Below are 19240 nucleotides of genomic sequence, written 5' to 3'. Positions count from 1 at the left end.
TTTGCGGGCAAAGAAAAATGAAAAGTCCCCCAAAGAGCAAAGGGAGCAGCTATGACTGAATGTAGAAGATGGGACAAGAAAAGATATCATGGGTTTAATCACCACCTGCGTCAGGTCTTTGGTGAAAAGGTCATCAAGGTAGCCTTCGACGGAGGATTTACCTGTCCGAACAGGGATGGGAGCCTGAGCACACATGGCTGTATATTCTGCAGTACCAAAGGTTCGGGCGATTTTGCCGGAGACAGGGCATTGACGCTTGCCGAACAGTTCGGTGAAGTCAGAGAGAGGACCAAAAAAAAATGGCCGAAAGCAAAATATATAGCCTACTTTCAGTCATTTACAGGCACATATGCCGACCCCGATGATTTGCAAAAGCTTTATGACGAGGCTTTGGCGCTAAAGGATGTTGTAGGGTTAGCGGTCTCCACAAGACCGGACTGCATCAATGAAGAAGTACTCCATGTTCTTGAAAAAATCAACCGGAAAACTTATTTATGGATAGAACTGGGCCTGCAGTCGATACATGATTCCACCTTGGCCTGGCTTAACCGGGGACATGACTATGCCTGTTTTCTGGAAGCTTTCCACAAGCTGAGAGCACGGGGCATCAGGGTTTGTGTGCATGTGATTTTAGGGCTTCCCTGTGAGGACCGCAGCCAGATGCTGGCAACGGCAAGAGAAATGAGCAAATTGGATATTCAGGGAATAAAGCTCCATTCCTTGCACGTATTAAAAGGGACGGCTCTTGCCGGGCTCTTTGAACGAAAAGAATTCAAATTAATGACCTTAGAGGAGTATATTGAGCTGATCGCTGATATTGTGGAAATCCTCCCTCCGGCCGTTATCATACACCGATTAATGGGAGATGGCCCACTGGGACAGGTCATTGCACCTCAGTGGACCAGGAAAAAATGGGAGGTCATTAATGCGATCGAAAAAGAACTTGAAAATCGGGACAGCTGGCAAGGCAAAAATTATGGAGTCTCATAATGCACGACATTGCCTTCCCAGGAACGGAAAACCGCTTTATTTTCATTGAGGGACAGGAGATACTGGGGCAGAAGGGGTATCTTCCCTCCGCCTTTGGGAGCATTGATAATATAAGTAGGAACGGCTAATCCTGAAGTATAGCCGCGGAGATGCTCCATCACGGCAAGCCCCTCCTGAATAGAGGGAATGAAATGCTTTGTTCCTTTAATATTTTTGGCATGAAAAATGTAATAGGGACGGACCCTTATTTTCAAAAGCTCCTGATTGAGCTTTTTCATGATATTGGGATGGTTGTTGATTCCTTTGAGGAGAACAGCCTGATTACCCAGAATGACTCCCGCCGAGATCAACCGGTCAACGGCTTGTTTAGCCTCCAAAGTTACCTCTATTGGATGGTTGAACTGAGTATTCAGATATAAGGGTGGATACTTTGCCAGTATGTTGACCAAGTGGTCTGTGATTCTCGCCGGCAGGGTTACGGGGACTCTGGTGCCAAGCCGTTTGATTTCAACATGAGGAATTTGATGCAATTCGTTTAACAGCCAGTCCAGGGTTTCGTCGCTTAGCAATAGGGCGTCCCCACCGGTAATCAAGACATCCCTGATTTCGGGGTTCTCCCGGACATAAGCGAGAGCGGCGCTGAGGTCCTGTCTGTTTTTATGGGAATCGATTTCGCCGATGTTACGCCGGCGCTGACAGTGCCGGCAATACATCCCGCACATATTGGTCACATTAATGATCAGGCGGTCGGGGTATCTTCTTGTGATACAGGGAGCGGGAGATGTCAGGGCCTCTGCCATAGGGTCTTCCTCTCCCTTGTCATCTTCTAATTCCATTCCTGTCGGCAGCCCTTGCATCAGAACGGGGTCAAGCGGATTGGAGAAATCGGCCAGGCTGAGATAATAAGGAGAAATAGCCCAGCGATAGACCCGGCCGACCTTGGAGATTTCTTTTTTTTGAACGGCGGAAAGACCGACGATACCATCCAGAGTTTCCACATCAGTGATCCGGTGCTTCAGCTGCCAGTGCCAGTCATTCCACTTTTCGGGCTCTGCTTTAAAATAGGCTAGGATATTGTTCTTATTGATCTGAAACAATTCTTCCGACTTGAGGCCGGCAGGGATTGTTTCCAGAGATTTCAGATAGGGTTCAATCTTTTTTTTGAGTTCTTCCGTGCGTAGGATGGAGTAGCGGTTGCTTAATTCTTCATATATCTGTTTATCTTCCAATGCCATGTTCATCTTCCTTTCTCAAAAAAAAAGATCACTCAATATATGATATGAAGACAGGATTAATGACAAATAACGAACTGACAACTACATATTAAAGTATAAGTTGTCTGATGTCAATAGACATATTTTAGGAAATAATGTCTAATTGTCGGATCTTTTCTCTTGGCAGGAGGAAAGAACGTCTGTTGTTATTCGTTTGTATCTGAAGTAAAATGTATGGAAAAGTATTTTGATCTATTCAATATCTTTAAGGTCATATCAATAATTGGAAGGACAGGGATTAACTTGGAACCAGCGAAGTATCAGGAGATAGCAAACGAAATTGCCCATTCGGTTGTTCTCGGGGAATACCGGGAAGGGGAAAAAATTCATGGACGTTCAACATTGGCCGGACGGTTCAATGTTTCCCCGGAAACCATACGCAGAGCTATTGCGATATTGCAGAACGAAGATGTTGTTGATGTCAGACAGGGAGTCGGAATCATTGTCAGGTCAAAGCTTCAGGCAGAGAAATTTTTAAGATCCTATAATCAAAAAAACGAAATTCAGACTTTTTTAGGAGAACTGAGAAAACTGATCGATAACAGAAGAGCGATTGACCGGGAAATCGATATCTTGCTCAATAAGGTTCAAACCTATGCGGACAGGTTTATTTCCAGATGGAATGATGTCGAAGAAATTGAGATAGAAAAGAACTCTGAGGCGATCGGTAAATCATTGCGGGAACTTAAGGTCAGGGAGCTGACCGGGGCAACCGTCGTGGGGATTGTCCGCAATGGAATCGAAAATTTTTCGCCCGGTCCGGGGTTTGTTCTGACAGAAGGAGATATTCTTCTGGTTGTCAGTTCAGTTCAGGAACAGATAAAAGTAAGGGATTTAATATAGAACGTACTGGACAAAGTAAACGAAAATGGACGACAGGCCGGATTTGGACAGGAACAGCTTTCTTAAAAAGAGGAGGAATCGAGTTGTATCCGGGTATAGATATCATCGAAATACAAAGGTTTGCCGATTCTTGCCGGAGACATCCTCGTATTCTGGAAAGACTATTTTCGGCAAGGGAGCTGGAGGCTTTAAAAGGACGGAACATCTCCTCATTCGCAGTCAGGTTTGCGGGGAAAGAGGCTGTTTTAAAAGCATTGGGGACGGGAATAAGAGGGATTTCCTGGCATGATATAGAAATAATCAGCAGTGAAAATGGTGAACCAGAGGTAATTTTAAGTGAAAAGGCCCGGACCATAGCGATCAACAGGGGATGCACAAAAGCCCGTGTAAGCCTTACCCACAATCAGACGCAAGCTGCGGCGACAGCGATGATCTTTTAATCACGAAGGAGGAAAAGGAGATGCGTTTAGTCACTGCCGGCCAGATGAGGAATATCGATGCCAATACCATCAATAAATTTGGCATACCCGGGATAGTCCTGATGGAAAATGCCGCCCTGGCTGTAGTCCGTCAGGTCAGAAAAATATTACATGGGGAAAGACAACCCAAAATACCGGGGAAAAAGGCGGTCATCTTAATCGGTAAAGGAAATAATGGCGGAGACGGCTTTGCGGTTGCCCGTCATCTTTCTGTATCCGGGATGGAAGTTACCGTTTTTTTCTTTGCCGGGGGAGGAGAACTGGGCGGGGATGCCCGTTTGAATTATGAGCTTTATTTAAAAATGGGCGGTAAGATCGTTCAGGTCGAAGATGAAATGCAGATTCGCCTTTTCAGACTGGCTCTGATCCAGGCCGATATTGTCATTGACGCTCTCTATGGGACGGGATTTAAAGGAAGCTTGCCTGACCTTACGCAAAAGTATGTCGCGGAAATGAACAAATGCAGTGCTCCGGTATTGGCGGTAGATATTGCAAGCGGTTTGGAAGCGGATAGTGGTAAAGTATCAAGCACAGCGGTCAAGGCTGACTATACCGTAACCTTTGGACTGGCCAAGCTTGGGCATTTTCTCGGGGAAGGGCCGGTCTATACCGGTGAACTGCTGATTGATCAAATTTCTATCCCGGAGAATATCATATATGAAGAAAAAATTACGACCTATTTATTAACAGCTGAGATTATTCAGCCCCTTATTCCGGTCAGGAACCGGCAGGGACATAAGGGAACACATGGTACAGGCGTCTTTATCGGGGGATCGGTAGGGATGAGCGGAGCGGTAGTTCTGGGGGGGCGCGGTGCTTTGCGCAGCGGGATTGGGCTGCTGCAAATGGTTGTCCCGGAGGGAATTGTGGAAACGGTTGACCGGGGTGTGATTGAAGGAACAGTCTGGCCTGCGCCTGATTACGAAATGCTGGGGCAGGGCGCCTGGAATGCTGTATTGGAAAGACTGACCGAAGCTGATGCCTGTGCGGTTGGTCCCGGGTTAAAGCCAAACAGCGGTTTTCTTCCCGTGATCAAGAGTATCCTGGCGGATACTTCAGTTCCGGTCATTCTTGATGCCGACGCCTTAAATCTGGTCGCCGGACAGCCCGAGCTGCTTTCCCTGCGAAAAGGGCAGGGATCTCTGGTCGTGACTCCCCATCCGGGAGAAATGGCCCGGCTTTGTCAATGCACTGTTTTGGAGGTTCAGGAGAGCAGAGTGGAACTGGCTTTGGCTAAGGCCATAGAATGGGGTGCTATCGTTGTCTTAAAAGGAGCGGTAACGGTCATTGCTTCCCCGGATGGCCGGGTATTCCTTAATCCGACCGGCAACCCCGGGCTCGGTACCGGAGGGACAGGTGATGTGCTGACAGGATGCATCATGGCTTATGCCGCTCAGGGAGTCCCTTTGCTCGGGGCAGCCTGTCTGGGGACATTTCTGCATGGCCGGGCAGCCGATGAATTAAGCGGGATTTATGGGTCTGCCGGGTTTACGGCTGCGGAAGTCGCCGATATGCTTCCTAAGGTCAGGAAGACCCTGGAAGTTGAAGAATAATCCGAATTCGGTAGGATTGGAGGAGGGAATAATGCACGGAATGCGTCCTGCTTGGGCTTGTATAGATCTTGGAGCCTTACGCAGAAATTACCGGCGAATCTGTCGGCAGACCAACAGTGAAGTGATGGCCATTGTCAAAGCGAATGCTTACGGACATGGAGCGCTTGAGATTGTCCGCACACTCAAAGAAGAAGGGGTCAGGCGCTTTGGAGTGGCGATTTTAGAAGAAGCCTTGCAAATCCGGGAAAAATTCCCGGAAGTAACAGTGATGCTCATTGGCCCGACGATGCCTGACCAGGCGGAGAGAATCGTTGCCGAAGGAATCATTCCGGAGGTTTTCCGGTTGGAACAGGCGGAAGCATTTTCATTGGAGGCAGAAAAGAAGGGGATTCCCGCAATTTTGCACATTAAGGTTGATACGGGGATGGGCAGGATTGGCTTTCAGGAAGATGCTTTGGAGAATATTTTGAAAATAGCGCAGCTTCCCGGTATCGAGATCGAAGGAATCTATACTCATCTGGCGACAGCCGATGAAATTGACCTTGGCTTTGCTTTTACGCAGTTAAAAAGATTTGACGGTCTTTATGAAAGCTTAAAAACAGCCGGATTAAATATTCCCATGAGGCATGTCGCCAACAGTGCCGCGATCCTGCAGCTTAGGGATCAAGAATATGAATTATGCCGCCCGGGACTCATGCTTTACGGGCAGCTGCCCATGAATCATTGGGAAGGGGAAAACGGGTTTGAACCGCTGATGTCCTTAAAGGCCAGGATTGTTCATCTGAAAAAAATCGCGGCGGGAGACAGTGTGAGCTATGGCAGGACCTTTATTGCGCAAGCTCCGACCTTGGTGGCGACTCTGCCTTTAGGCTATGCGGACGGACTGAGAAGATCATTGTCCAATAATTGGAATGTCATCGTCAAAGGCCGGTATGCGCCGGTTATCGGGCGAATTTGTATGGATCAGACAATGATTGATGTTACCGGTATCGAAGGGGTCGAAATAGGTGATGAAGTAACCATTTTAGGTTCTGAAGGAAAAAGCAGTCTCACTGCCGCTCAAATGGCTGAATGCGCGGGGACCATCAGTTATGAAATCCTCTGCGGCATTTCACAGAGAGTGCCCCGGGTCTATATCGATACAAGTCAGATTCCGAAATAATCTACTGAGAAATTGCTTCAATCTGCGTGGACGACAAAGAGGGCCCAAAATCAGTTGTCTCATTTAATTGAGACATTTTTTGATGTTATTTTATCCCTGTTTCCGGTTCGAATAAAAAAGTAGAAAAATATATAATTAATGTGTTAACATACATAGGGGATTCATTAAGATGATGATGACGATCTTTATCTGGGAAATCCTAAATGAATACAAAATATTTTGACGAAAATAGTTATTTTATAGATGAATTTTTGATAGAATCTAAAACAGCATAATGTGTAAACTCCAATAAAGGGTGTGTATTATGGAAAATTATGGATTACCAAAAAAACAGGGTCTTTACGATCCGGCATTTGAGCATGATGCGTGTGGGATGGGGTTTGTCGTAAACATTAAGGGTGAGAAATCACATGACATTGTTGAGGAAGCTTTAACTGTCCTGGAAAACCTGTCTCACAGGGGCGCGAGCGGAGCTGATGAAAAAACCGGTGACGGAGCGGGTATTCTGGTTCAGATCCCTCACGATTTCTTCACAAGAGAATGTGAGGTGCTTGGCTTTGATTTGCCTGAAAAGGGAAGCTATGGGGTAGGGATGATCTTTGCCCACCGCTACGATGATTTCCGCAGGACGCAGATGGAAACCTTTGAGAAGATTGTGGAAGAAGAAGGCCAGAAAATTCTGGGGTGGCGCGAAGTTCCTATTAATATGTTGGAAATCGGCGAAAGCGCCAAAGCGGTCATGCCGCGTTTTATTCAGGTCTTTATTGAAAAAAGTCCCGGAATTACCGATGAAATGGCTTTTGAGAGAAAGCTTTATGTGATAAGAAAAAGAGCGGAAAAAGCGATCGTTCCAATGTGTGAAGAAAAAGGCGGAACATTCTATGTTGCCAGTCTCTCGGCAAAGACGATCGTCTATAAAGGGATGCTTACGGCGGAACAGCTCAGAAATTTCTATCTGGACCTTTCCGATTTGGACTTTATATCGGCATTGGCGATGGTTCATTCCAGGTTCAGCACCAACACTTTCCCCAGCTGGGAGAGAGCGCATCCCAACAGATATCTTGTGCACAATGGTGAAATCAACACCATACGAGGCAATGTAAACTGGATGAGGGCGAGACAGAAATGTATTGATTCCTCCTTGTTTGACGATATTTCCAAAGTTTATCCCATTGTTGACGAGTCGGGCAGTGACTCGGCCATGTTTGACAACAGCCTGGAGTTTATCCACCTGGCCGGAAGGTCTCTTCCGCATGCCGTGATGATGATGATTCCTGAACCCTGGGAAAAGAATGAGTTGATGTCCAAAGAAAAAACCGATTTTTACGAATTCCATAATTTTGTGATGGAACCCTGGGACGGACCCGCTGCCATGGGTTTCACCGACGGTACGGTGATTGGCGGGGTATTGGACAGGAACGGACTCAGGCCTTCCAGGTATTATGTCACCAAAGACGATAAGGTCATCCTGGCTTCCGAAGTAGGGGTTTTGGATATTAAACCGGAAAACGTAGAATACAAAGGCAGGCTGGAACCAGGTAAAATGCTGCTGATCGATACCGCGGCCAAAAGAATTATTTCCGATGAGGAAATAAAAAAGAGTGTCGCCGTGTCTTATCCTTATGAAGAATGGATTAATCAGCATATTGTAAAATTAAGTGATGTCCCGGTGGAGAAGGCTGAAGAAAAGGAAGCCGGGGAGGAGCTTATTCAGCAGCAGAAAGCATTTGGTTATACTTCTGAAGATATTGAGAAAATGATCTATCCGATGGCTGTCGACGCTCTCGACCCTGTCGGGGCGATGGGCGCGGATTCTCCGCTGGCTGTATTATCTGAGAAACCGCAGATGCTGTACCTTTATTTCAAACAGCTTTTTGCCCAAGTCACCAACCCGCCGATTGACGGAATCAGGGAAGAAATCATTACCTCAAGCAGTATGCTGCTCGGAAATGCCGGAAATCTGCTGGACCCGCACCGGGAAAACACAGCCAGTATTTTTCTGGAGTCTCCGATCCTGACCAATGAACAGTTAAAGGCGATTCAATGTTTGCGCCACGAGCAGTTTAAAATAACAACAATATCGATTTTATATAAAGCAGCTGATGGGGCTAAAGCTATGGAAAAGGCTTTAAACAGAATTTTCCGGGAAGCGGACAAGGCCATCAGTGAAGGGGTTAATATTGTGATCCTTTCAGACAGGGGCGTCAATAAAGAATACGCCGCAATCCCCGCCCTTTTAGCCTCTGCCGGTCTGCATCACCACCTGATCAGAAGAGAAAACAGAACCAATGTCGGTATTGTTCTGGAATCCGGAGAAGCAAGGGAAGTTCATCATTTCTGCACGTTAATCGGTTATGGCGTGACCGCGATCAACCCTTATCTTGCCTATGAAACCATCAGGGACCTTGCGGAAAAAGGCCAGACAAACGGACGAAGCTACGCGGAAGCGAAAAAGAATTATATCAAGGCGGCGGTCAAGGGCATTCTGAAAGTCCTGACAAAAATGGGCATATCAACGATGCGCAGCTACCATGGGGCCCAGATCTTTGAAGCGGTCGGGCTGAAAAAGGACTTGATTGACAAATACTTTACGTTTACCTCATCCAGAATTGAGGGGATCGGCCTGGAAGAAATCGCTCTGGAAAATCAAATGAGACACCAGAGTGCTTTTGAGGAAAATATCCTTTATGCCGAAACCTTGGAAACAGGCGGGTTTTTCCAATGTAAGGACGACGGAGAAATCCACATGTATAATCCGGAAACCATCTATATGCTGCAGAGGGCCTGCCGGGAGGGCAATTATGGTCTTTACAAGGAATATTCCAAAAAGATCAATAATGAGGAAATCTATACCTTGAGGAATCTGCTTGCATTTAACATCTCTGCCGGGGACACGATCCCGATTGAAGAAGTGGAGTCTGTTGAGGCTATTGTGAAGAGGTTTAAGACAGGGGCCATGTCTTACGGTTCGATCAGCAGGGAGGCCCATGAATGTCTGGCCACGGCCATGAACAGGCTGGGAGGGAAAAGCAACAGCGGTGAAGGCGGAGAAGACCCGGACAGGTTTGAACCGTTGGTTAATGGAGATTCTATCTGCAGCGCGATTAAGCAGGTTGCTTCGGGGCGTTTTGGGGTGACCAGCAACTATTTGTCTAATGCTGTGGAAATTCAAATCAAAATGGCCCAAGGAGCAAAACCGGGTGAGGGCGGACAGCTTCCCGGGCGCAAGGTCTACCCGGCCATTGCCAAGGTCAGGCATTCCACACCTGGTGTCGATCTGATTTCACCTCCGCCCCACCATGACATTTATTCGATTGAAGATTTGGCCGAACTCATTCACGATCTGAAAAATGCCAACAGAGAAGCAAACATTAATGTCAAGCTTGTTTCCGAAGTGGGTGTGGGGACAATTGCGGCAGGGGTAGCCAAGGGCAAAGCAGATGTCATCCTGATCAGCGGTTATGACGGCGGAACAGGGGCTTCACCCAGAACCAGCATCAAGAATACAGGACTTCCATGGGAACTTGGTCTGGCCGAGACCCATCAGACTCTGGTCCTGAACAAGCTGAGGGACAGGGTGGTTTTGGAAACAGACGGCAAGCTGCTCTCGGGAAGAGACGTTGTTATTGCGGCGATGCTGGGGGCCGAAGAGTACGGATTCTCCACAACACCGCTGATTGCTATGGGTTGTGTCATGATGAGGGTATGTAATCTCAACACTTGTCCGGTGGGCATTGCCACCCAGGATGAGAAGTTAAGAAAATATTTTGCAGGTAAACCGGAGCATGTGGAAAATTTCATGAGGTTTGTTGCTCAGGAAATGCGTGAAATCATGGCTAAGCTTGGATTTAGAACGGTCAATGAAATGGTTGGCCGTACGGATAAGCTGAAGAATAAGGAAAATATAAAAAATTGGAAGGCTTCGCAGCTGGATCTATCCAAGATTCTTTATCAGCCTTATGCCGGTTCGGATATCGGCAGATACAAAACACAGCCTCAGAATCATATGATCGAAGAATCTCTGGATATGAAAAAGCTTCTCAGAATGTGCAAGCCTGCTTTGGAATCCAAAAAATCCATTCGGGCTAAATTGAAAATTAATAATGTGGACAGAGTGGTCGGAACCATCATAGGGAATGAAATATCCAAAAGATACGGGGAAGAAGGACTTCCTGAGGATACCATCAAGCTGACTTTTGTAGGTTCAGCCGGTCAGAGCTTCGGAGCATTTGTTCCCAAGGGAATGTCTCTTGAATTAGAAGGGGATTCCAATGATTATATCGGGAAAGGGCTTTCCGGTGGTAAGATTGTCGTCTATCCTCCCAAAAATTCCGATTTTGTACCTGAAGAAAATATCTTAATCGGTAATGTCGCTTTCTACGGCGCCACTTCAGGTGAAGCATATATCAATGGTATCGCAGGGGAAAGATTCTGTGTCCGCAACAGCGGGGTCAAGGCCGTTGTTGAAGGAGTAGGTGATCACGGCTGCGAATATATGACCGGGGGCAAAGTGGTGATCCTGGGTAAGACCGGCAGAAATTTTGCGGCAGGGATGTCCGGCGGTGTCGCTTATGTCTTAAACTTTGATGAAATAAACTGTAATCAATCTATAGTATTGCTGGAAAGCGTCAGTTCCGAAGAGGAGCTAAAGGAAATTCAAGCAATGATTCAGAAACATGCGGAATACACCGGCAGCCCTCTGGGCAGGAAAATTCTTGAGGACTGGAAAACCTATGGGCGGAAATTTACCAAGGTAATACCTAAAGACTACAAACGTATGCTTGAAAATATTGATAGGGCCCACAAGGCTGGGTTAAAAGGCGAGGAAGCACTGATGGCTGCATTTAAGGGCGAGTGTTAAGAGGTTTCAAGTACTACAGGAATTAAGGTGGGACTGATCATGGGAAAAACGACTGGATTTTTAGAATATCAAAGAATAGACCCGAAAAAGAGGCCTCCCAAAGAGAGGATCAAAGATTGGAATGAGATACGGTTGCCCCAGGACCCTGAGACCTTAAAAACCCAAGGGGCTAGATGTATGGACTGTGGCGTCCCTTTCTGCCATGGGGGAGTGATCTTAAACGGAGCTGCTTCAGGATGTCCCGTGCATAACCTTATTCCTGAGTGGAACGGTTTGGTCTATAAGGGACAATGGAAAGAAGCATACAGAAGACTAATCAGAACGACCCCTTTTCCGGAGTTTACCTCCAGAGTATGTCCGGCGCCATGTGAAGGAGCCTGTACAGAGGGCTACATTATGGACCCGGTGACCATCAACAGTATTGAATATGAGATCATTGAAAAAGCGTTTGCCGAAGGGTGGGTCAAACCCAATCAAGCCAAGGAAACCGGAAAGAGGGTTGCTGTTGTCGGTTCTGGTCCGGCGGGATTGTCAGCCGCTTACTATCTGAATGCCGTAGGTCATGATGTTACGGTATATGAGAGGGATGACCGGGCCGGGGGCTTAATGATGTATGGAATACCGAACATGAAGCTGGAGAAGCGGTTTATTGAAAGACGGCTGGAGTCCATGAAAGCCTCTGGAATAAAATTTGTCTTCAACACGGAAATCGGCAGAGACATCAAAGCCCAGGAGCTGGTGGACCAATACGATGCCGTAGTCTTATGCGCGGGAGCAACGAAACCCCGAGGACTGAATGTGGAAGGAAAAGATCTCAAGGGAGTTTACTATGCAGTGGATTTCCTGAAAGCAACCACCAAAAGTCTTTTGGATTCCAGTCTTAAGGATGGCAAATACATCAGTGCCAAAGGGAAGAATGTCATTATTATCGGGGGCGGCGATACAGGGACTGACTGTGTGGCGACCTCGATCAGGCATGGCTGTGCAAGCGTTTTCCAGTTTGAGATTATGCCTGAACCCCCCGCAAAGAGAATAGAGCAATCCAATCCCTGGCCTGAATGGCCGAAGAAACTCAAAGTGGATTACGGCCAGGAAGAGGCGATCAGCCTGTATGGAAAAGATCCCAGAAATTATCTTTTATCGACCAAAAAAATTGTGGGGAATGAACGGGGAGAGGTCAAAGAAGTCCATACGGTAAACGTAACCTGGGAAAAAGATGCTTTGGGGAGATTTGTTCCGCAGGAGGTTCCGGGCAGCGAAAAAGTGTGGAAGGCGGATCTTGTGCTTCTTGCTATGGGATTTTTAGGTCCGGAAGATGCGATTCCGGAAGAGCTTCAATTGGAACGTGACCCCAGGAGCAATGTCAATGCGGAATACGAGGTTTTTGAAACCAGTGTGGAAAAAGTATTTGCCGCAGGGGATATGCGCAGGGGACAGAGCCTGGTTGTCTGGGCTTTTCAAGAGGGAAAGCTGGCTGCCCGGGAAGTAGATAAATACCTTATGGGGAAAAGCCTGATCAAATAGTTCTTGTCTCCGGAACCGGAGAACAGGGTCTGTTTTTGACGAAAATTGATGATTAATCCATTATTCATATATCCGTCGCCGAGCGCCGTGGAAGGGTCTTTAATCTTGAGATCAAACGGCTGCTTGAGCGGCGGTTTTTTTCTTAAATGCGCCAGCATTTGGAGGACGGTTATGCAGTTTTCTGTTGACACCCAAAAATAAAACTGGTAAACTAATACACATGGTATTGATAATGATTTTCAATATCAAATAATCGGTGATCGGGGCTATTGAGGATAGGAAAGGATGGGTAGTGATGAGTATTGTAGTGATCGGGGGACATGACGGAATGCATAAAGAGTACAAAGAAATCATTGGCAGAAGGGGTCATCAGGCCAAAGTATATACACAAATGCCGCCGCGGTTTGAAAAAGCTATCGGCAAACCGGATGGGGTGATACTGTTTACCGGAACAGTGTCCCACAAAATGATCGTTACTGCTGTCAAAGAAGCAAAAAAGAATAATATAAAGATTATCCGCAGTCATAGCTGTAGTACAAGTTCCCTGGAAGGGCTGATCCAACAGATGGAAACAACATTCAGCAGTAAGCCGTCCACTATGTAACGGGTAATAATGTTTTTTATCGAAAAAGATGCATTGCATGATGCCATAGAATGCCTTACTACAGCTTTAGAAGTAAGTGATTCCTATACAAGCGGACATTCGACACGTGTTGCAGATATGACACAGGATATAGCAAGGAACCTTGGAATGAGAGGCATCAGACTAAAGAATATTCATTTGGCGGCACATTTACATGATATTGGTAAGCTGGGTATTCCCGAACATATCCTGAATAAAGAAGAAAAACTGCTCCCCTATGAATGGGAACAGATAAAAAGACATCCGGAGATCGGCTATAATATCCTGAATAAATCGAAAAGACTGCACCAGATTGCGGAGATTGTACTTTACCATCATGAGCGCTGGGATGGAAGGGGCTATCCGGAAGGAATAAAGCAGGAGCGGATTCCGGTCGGGTCAAGAATTATTGCGGTCGCTGATTCCATTGATGCCATGACTTCCCAACGGCCATACCGGGAGGCGATGTCCTGGGAAGAGTGCAGAAAAGAACTCATGGTGAACCAGGGGATACAATTTGATCCCATAATCGTAGAAGAGGGCATTAAGCTGATGAATAGGTGGCAGATTCAGTTCCAGACACAAAAGCAAATCAAAACGATTAAAGAAATATCATAGAAGTGATTGGTCTGCCATGATCATAAAGGAAATTTGTTTTGTAACCACTTTTACATGAAGTTCAAGTGGTTTTTTTATTTGTAAAAATAAGAATGATGCGGACAAAGAGCAATATTTGGGATAGCACTCATGATGATATGCTATAATGATACTGTTTAAACAGTGATTAGGGGAAAGTTCAATGTCACTTCTTACTGCTTCCTTTGTATTCCTGTCCCTTTTCCATGTAGCGGAGTGCCGATTCCTGAATGGACTCAATTTCCTGAGCGCTTAATTCCCGTACTACCTTGGCCGGGGAACCCATGATAAGGGAACGGGGAGGAAAGACTTTTCTTTCGGTAACCAGGGCACCTGCGGCGACCATGGAATATTCCCCGATCTCCGCATCGTTGAGAATCAAGGCTCCCATGCCGATCAGGCAGCCTTTGCGAATGGTGCAGCCATGCAGGATGCTGGAGTGACCAATCGTGACATCATCTTCAATCAGGGTCGGCTGACCGCCGTTTTCGTGGATTACGGTCATATCCTGGATATTAACCCGCCGGCCGATTGTTACAGAATCGACATCGCCCCTGATCACACTGTTGAACCAGACACTGGAATAGTCGCCAATTGTGACATTGCCTACGACCTTAGCCCCATCGGCAATAAAAACGTTTTCGCCAAGGGAGGGGACTTTATCTTGATAAGGGATAATCATGGGATACTTCCTTTCTTATGCATACCGGCTGTTTGACATACCTTATGATTTAAACAGGTATATCCGGTAAATTTTCTTGAATGATATCCAAAAACATTATATATATTAAGTAATTCAATGTCCAGATCAGTATTTCCGCCTGGCAAAGAGTTTTGCTTCCAGGGTTTTGTTACGTGGGGCTGCCTGGGAGAAGGCTGTTTGGTGATTAATGCTCTGCAGATGTTTAAGCAGAAGGAAGTTTTGTTGATAATACTTTTAATGACAATAAGAAGTAATAGGAGATACCGTTGTGAAAGGGATTCGATTTTGGCTGGCTCTTTGGATCGGAAAAACAGTGGGAATATTAATGAAAATGACAGGCAGAAAAGGGACGACTTTTCCGGGCCTGCTGGCAAGCAAGTTAAATCCGTATGTCGTTAACCAACTTGGGATGTCCTTTGCCAGGGGAACAGTCATCATTACCGGGACCAATGGCAAGACGACCTCTAATAACTTATTGGCGGCAATTTTACGCTCGGCCGGAATCAGAGTGGCGTTCAACAGAGAAGGAGCCAATATGATCACGGGGATTGCCGGAGCCCTCCTTCAAAATACAAGCTTCGGAGGGAAACCTCTGGCGGATATTCTCCTGCTGGAGGTCGATGAAGCAACCGTTCCGGTGCTATGCAGAGATATCCGGCCCCGAATGGCGGTGGTCACCAATTTTTTCCGTGATCAACTGGACAGATACGGAGAACTGGATACGACGGTGCGGCTGGTAAAAGAAGCTTTGCCCGAACAAACCGAGTTGATCTTAAATGCCGATGATCCTTTGGTGACCAGGATGGGGATTGGCAGAGAGCATGTTTACTATTATGGCGTAAAAAGTCTTCCGGGCAGTGCGCAAACCAGTGATGAAACCAGGGAAGGAAAATACTGCGCGCTTTGCGGAGAAGAACTTTCCTATGAGCTTTTCCACTATGGGCAGCTTGGATTATATTATTGCCGGGGCTGTGGCTTCAGACGCCCTGAGCCGGATCTTACGGCCGATGATATCAATACACGGACCGATGGAATACAATTTTCCGTTCTGGCCAAGGATTTGCGGGATAATGAGCAGGAATTCTTCTTGCCTCTTCAGGGCTATTATAATCTTTATAACGGCTTGGCCGCTTTTTGTTCGGCGATGAGGCTGGGGATTGACCCGGGAGATATTCGCAAGGGTCTGGCAGGCTTTGTATCTGATGCGGGCAGAATGGAGAACTTTGTTTTGAACGGCAAAAGGGCTACTCTGACTCTGGTCAAAAATCCGATGGGGTTCAATCAGGTCATTCAGACCCTGATCCATCTGAATCAGGATCTCAGGCTGCTGATTGCGATTAATGACTTGGCCGCCGACGGGAGGGACATCTCCTGGCTATGGGATGTTGATTTCGAGGCTTTTGGGAACACTCAAAAGATCAGGCAGATCATCTGTTCTGGTCTTAGAGCGGAGGATATGGCGTTGAGGTTGAAATACGCGGGTTTGCCTGAGAGCATGATTGAGATAGAGCATGCTGCGGAGCTCGCTGTAAGAAAACTGGAGATGCGGACAGAACCTGACGAAGCGTTGTTCATCCTGCCGACATATACTATGCTCTTTCCGCTGCGGGATATCCTGGCAAGGGATCAGGCTTCCGCCGGGACCAGGAAGGAGGCCGCTGCGGGATGAAGCTTCATATTTATCACTTATACCCCGATCTTTTGGATCTCTACGGTGACAGGGGCAATATTCTCGCTTTGACGGCCAGAAGTAAATGGAGGGGCGTGGAGACTGAGGTCCATAAAATATCCTTAGGAGATCCTCTGAGGATAGAAAAAGCGGATATCCTGTTTATGGGGGGAGGGTCGGACCGTGAGCAGAATATCCTTGTCGAGGATCTTGGTAAGCGCCGGGAGGAGATCAAAGAGGCTGTTGAAGACGGCCTGGTAGTTTTGGCCATCTGCGGCGGGTACCAAATGCTGGGACAATACTATCAAACTGGTGAGGACATCAGAATTCCCGGTCTTTCTATCCTTGATTTATACACGGTCGCCGGTCAAAAGCGTCTGATTGGCAATGTGATCGCTGAGTCTGATTTGCCGTCCTCCTTGAAAACCATCGTCGGGTTTGAAAACCATTCCGGCAAGACCTACTTGGGAAGTGAAGTGCAGCCATTGGCCAGGATTTTAAGAGGGTATGGCAATAATGGAGAGGATGGGACGGAGGGGGTGCGGTATAAAAATGTTTTCGGTACATACCTGCACGGGCCTTTGCTGCCCAAAAATCCTCATCTGGCCGATCTCCTTTTAAGACTCGCTTTAGAAAGAAAAGGGGTTGACAGCGAATTGAGGCAGTTGGATGATTCCTGGGAAATCGCGGCACATCAGGCTGTAGTAAACAGGTTTCTTAAAAATGGCTGAGAAATCAGGCCATTACCATAATTTACATGGCGTTCAGGAGGACTTTTTCTTCCGAATCACCCATCTGAAGGCGTGAGATCGTTGACACTTTTCCTAGTAAATAGCTATAATAAAATATAGTGTGTCTAATTGTCAGGAGGTGCTTGGCGTGGCGGAACATAAACGCATTATCGTGTCTTTACCGCAAAGCCTTATTGAGGAAGTGGATATTTTAGTCTCAACAGAAAAAAAAGATAGAAACGATTTTATTATAGAGGCGATATACAGTGTGCTGCTGGAGAGACGAAGGGCGGGAATACGAGAGCAAATGCGTTTAGGATATCAGGAGATGGCAAATATTAATTTGAGAATAGCAAAGGATTTGTGCATTGCAGAAGAAGAAGCCACAATATGCTATGAAAGGAAAATGGCATGGAGCGTGGGATATGAGTATTAAACGCGGGGAAATATACTATGCTGAATTAAACCCCGTCATTGGCTCGGAACAGGGGGGAACCAGACCTGTGTTGGTTATCCAAAACAATATTGGGAATCAATACAGTCCGACGACCATTATTGCGGCAATCACGTCCCAAATTTCCAAGGCCAAGCTGCCGACACATGTGGAAGTGAAATCAAAGCGCAGCGGATTAGAAAAGGATTCCGTAATTCTTACTGAGCAAATCAGGACGATCGATAAAAGCAGGTTAAAAGAAAAAGTTGCGGTTTTAGACCCGGAGGTTATGCTCAGGGTTGATGAAGCGATCGAAGTCAGTCTGGGTTTGACTGAGATTTGAAATAGGTGAACACGGCTGTTCAGTGCTTGGGACTTAAGGACCTGACGCTGGACTTATTTTTTTCCGGGAAAAGGTCTGAATGATAAAAAATAAAAAGAAAATCTAAAGGAAAAAGAGAAAATCTGAAAGATGATCAGGCAAAGATAGAGAGGTAATGAGCAAAAGATGAAAGCAAACAGTATCCTTCTGACAAACGGCAAAATCGTTCCAATGACCGGAGAAACTGAATTTACCGGAAGCATCTTGATTGAAAACGGTAAAATCAAAAAAATCATCAGGCATACGCTTTGGAAAGAATCTGAAAAGGAATCGGAAACCAAGGCAGTGCTGGGCCGGAACGGGGAGAACGTCCGTGTTATTGACGCCGGGGGAAATTATATTCTTCCCGGTTTTATCGATGCCCATTGTCATGTCGGAATAGGGGAAGAGATTTATCAGTCTGAAGGGGATGACGTGAATGAAATGACCGATCCTGTGACACCTGAGCTCAGGGCCATAGACGGTGTTAATCCCGAGGACCTTGGTTTTCATGATGCCCGGATGGGAGGAGTCACCGCGGTGTTCACCTGCCCCGGAAGTGCCAATGTTATTGGCGGGACGGGGGTGGTGCTGAAAACAGCAGGACGGATTATTGAGGAAATGATTTTAAGGGAGCCGGCGGGCTTGAAGGTGGCTTTCGGAGAGAACCCCAAAGTTGTTTACGGCGAACAGAAAAAGATGCCGATGACCAGGATGGGCACAGCGGCGCTTCTTCGTCAGACTCTTGTTGACGCCCAGACGTATAAGGGAAAAATGACAGAGGGCAAAAAGGATCCCGATAAATTGCCGGAGAGAGATCTGGGCATGGAGGTCATCGGCTTGGTGCTCGATAAAAAAATCCCTCTGAGGGCTCATGCGCACAGGGCGGATGATATTATGACCGCTGTGCGGATTGCCAGGGAATTTAATGTTGATCTGGTTCTTGAGCATTGTACCGAAGGGCATAAAATTGCCGATATTCTCGCGGAGACGGGATATCCCGCTATAGTGGGCCCGTCCTTTGTGAACCGGGCTAAGGTAGAGCTGAAGGATAAAACCTTTAGAACCCCGGGGATTTTAGCTCAAGCAGGAATTAAGGTGGCGATTATGACCGATCATTCGGTGACCCCTATTGAACAGCTGCCCTTATGTGCCGCTTTAGCCGTGAAAAATGGAATGAAAGAGGAAGATGCCCTCAAGGCTCTCACGATTTGGCCCGCGGAAATATTGGGGGTGGATGGGCGGATCGGTTCCCTGGCCGAAGGCAAAGATGCGGATCTTGTGGTTTGGAATGGCAGGCCTTTGGATTTAAACTCTGATCCTGTTATCGTCGTCATCAATGGTCAACTGATTAAGTCAGGGCAGGATGAGATCAAAAAACAGGATGTGGAATAAAAAG

Annotated in this window: 16 protein-coding genes; 14 read left to right on the top strand and 2 right to left on the bottom strand. The window is 46.7% G+C overall.

Features of this window, described 5'->3' with window-relative positions; all coding sequences use genetic code 11:
- Positions 1-51: 51 nt before the first annotated feature.
- Positions 52-990: a tRNA modification radical SAM protein MnmL/YtqA gene (gene mnmL, locus SGLY_RS13595; protein WP_013625801.1), complete on the top strand. Its 939-nt coding sequence runs from the start codon at positions 52-54 to the stop codon at positions 988-990.
- On the opposite strand, the gene eam is transcribed toward mnmL, so the two are convergent.
- Entirely contained in the window at positions 975-2225 is a 1251-nt protein-coding gene (gene eam, locus SGLY_RS13590; protein WP_013625800.1) for a glutamate 2,3-aminomutase, read from the bottom strand. The genes mnmL and eam overlap by 16 nt on opposite strands.
- A 282-nt stretch (positions 2226-2507) precedes the next feature.
- Here eam and SGLY_RS13585 point away from each other — a divergent pair, with 282 nt between their 5' ends.
- From SGLY_RS13585 to SGLY_RS13550, 8 genes are all read left to right on the top strand, one after another.
- The gene (locus tag SGLY_RS13585) at positions 2508-3107 is read left to right on the top strand and encodes a GntR family transcriptional regulator (protein WP_041445428.1); all 600 of its coding nucleotides are present in this window, start codon (positions 2508-2510) and stop codon (positions 3105-3107) included.
- Between the two features lie 83 nt (positions 3108-3190).
- Positions 3191-3547 carry a holo-ACP synthase gene (acpS, locus tag SGLY_RS13580; protein ID WP_013625798.1) on the top strand — a complete coding sequence of 119 codons (357 nt, stop codon included), beginning with the start codon at positions 3191-3193 and terminating at the stop codon, positions 3545-3547.
- Between the two features lie 20 nt (positions 3548-3567).
- On the top strand, positions 3568-5139 hold the full coding sequence (locus SGLY_RS13575; RefSeq protein ID WP_013625797.1) for a bifunctional ADP-dependent NAD(P)H-hydrate dehydratase/NAD(P)H-hydrate epimerase: 1572 nt from the start codon (positions 3568-3570) through the stop codon (positions 5137-5139).
- A 31-nt stretch (positions 5140-5170) separates the two neighbouring features.
- Entirely contained in the window at positions 5171-6301 is a 1131-nt protein-coding gene (gene alr, locus SGLY_RS13570; protein ID WP_013625796.1) for an alanine racemase, read from the top strand.
- 304 nt (positions 6302-6605) lie between these two features.
- Positions 6606-11162: a glutamate synthase large subunit gene (gltB, locus tag SGLY_RS13565; RefSeq protein ID WP_013625795.1), complete on the top strand. Its 4557-nt coding sequence runs from the start codon at positions 6606-6608 to the stop codon at positions 11160-11162.
- A gap of 39 nt (positions 11163-11201) precedes the next feature.
- Positions 11202-12686: a glutamate synthase subunit beta gene (locus tag SGLY_RS13560; protein ID WP_013625794.1), complete on the top strand. Its 1485-nt coding sequence runs from the start codon at positions 11202-11204 to the stop codon at positions 12684-12686.
- A 295-nt stretch (positions 12687-12981) separates the two neighbouring features.
- Positions 12982-13290 carry a DUF2325 domain-containing protein gene (locus SGLY_RS13555; protein ID WP_013625793.1) on the top strand — a complete coding sequence of 103 codons (309 nt, stop codon included), beginning with the start codon at positions 12982-12984 and terminating at the stop codon, positions 13288-13290.
- Between the two features lie 9 nt (positions 13291-13299).
- Positions 13300-13926: an HD-GYP domain-containing protein gene (locus SGLY_RS13550; RefSeq protein ID WP_013625792.1), complete on the top strand. Its 627-nt coding sequence runs from the start codon at positions 13300-13302 to the stop codon at positions 13924-13926.
- Between the two features lie 184 nt (positions 13927-14110).
- Here SGLY_RS13550 and SGLY_RS13545 read toward each other — a convergent pair whose 3' ends face one another.
- On the bottom strand, positions 14111-14626 hold the full coding sequence (locus tag SGLY_RS13545) for a gamma carbonic anhydrase family protein (RefSeq protein ID WP_013625791.1): 516 nt from the start codon (positions 14624-14626) through the stop codon (positions 14111-14113).
- A 289-nt stretch (positions 14627-14915) separates the two neighbouring features.
- Here SGLY_RS13545 and SGLY_RS13540 point away from each other — a divergent pair, with 289 nt between their 5' ends.
- From SGLY_RS13540 to SGLY_RS13520, 5 genes are all read left to right on the top strand, one after another.
- Entirely contained in the window at positions 14916-16316 is a 1401-nt protein-coding gene (locus SGLY_RS13540; RefSeq protein ID WP_013625790.1) for a Mur ligase family protein, read from the top strand.
- Positions 16313-17047 carry a type 1 glutamine amidotransferase gene (locus tag SGLY_RS13535; RefSeq protein WP_013625789.1) on the top strand — a complete coding sequence of 245 codons (735 nt, stop codon included), beginning with the start codon at positions 16313-16315 and terminating at the stop codon, positions 17045-17047. The genes SGLY_RS13540 and SGLY_RS13535 overlap by 4 nt, the downstream gene beginning before the upstream one ends.
- Before the next feature lie 148 nt (positions 17048-17195).
- Complete coding sequence (locus tag SGLY_RS13530; protein ID WP_013625788.1) at positions 17196-17483, top strand: hypothetical protein; 288 nt, start codon at positions 17196-17198, stop codon at positions 17481-17483.
- The gene (locus SGLY_RS13525) at positions 17473-17823 is read left to right on the top strand and encodes a type II toxin-antitoxin system PemK/MazF family toxin (RefSeq protein ID WP_013625787.1); all 351 of its coding nucleotides are present in this window, start codon (positions 17473-17475) and stop codon (positions 17821-17823) included. The genes SGLY_RS13530 and SGLY_RS13525 overlap by 11 nt, the downstream gene beginning before the upstream one ends.
- Before the next feature lie 165 nt (positions 17824-17988).
- Positions 17989-19236: an amidohydrolase gene (locus tag SGLY_RS13520; protein WP_013625786.1), complete on the top strand. Its 1248-nt coding sequence runs from the start codon at positions 17989-17991 to the stop codon at positions 19234-19236.
- Positions 19237-19240 lie beyond the last annotated feature (4 nt).

The organism is Syntrophobotulus glycolicus DSM 8271 (assembly GCF_000190635.1).
Classification (GTDB): Bacteria; Bacillota; Desulfitobacteriia; order Desulfitobacteriales; family Syntrophobotulaceae; genus Syntrophobotulus; species Syntrophobotulus glycolicus.
This window is presented reverse-complemented; position numbering and strand designations above follow the sequence as displayed.